A 275-nucleotide genomic window follows, 5' to 3' on the forward strand; every position below is an offset into this window, starting at 1 on the left:
GCTGTTGCATCGCTATAAGAACAATCGCAGCGGGTCGCCCATGGCGCCGCTTTTCGCGCTTTTGTCCGAGCAGGAAATTCAGGACGCGGAGATTCTTGGCAAGGCGCTTCGCTTTGATGCGATGTTCGCGCTGAAAGACCCCGAAGATGCGGGCAGCCTTCGGTTTTTTCCCAAGAAAAAGGTGCTGGAACTGCGCCTGACGAAAAAAGGGCGGGCGTTGTTCGGGGAGGTGGCCGAGGCACGCTTCCGCGCCCTTGCGGTGGCGCTTGGGGTCG

At 60.0% G+C, this 275-nt stretch carries 1 protein-coding gene; it reads left to right on the forward strand.

Features of this window, described 5'->3' with window-relative positions; translation table 11 throughout:
• Positions 1–275: hypothetical protein (locus tag RMT89_RS42835; RefSeq protein ID WP_315889168.1), on the forward strand; the 275-nt coding region annotated here is incomplete at both ends.

The organism is Streptomyces sp. P17, assembly GCF_032436805.1.
GTDB lineage: Bacteria > Actinomycetota > Actinomycetes > Streptomycetales > Streptomycetaceae > Streptomyces.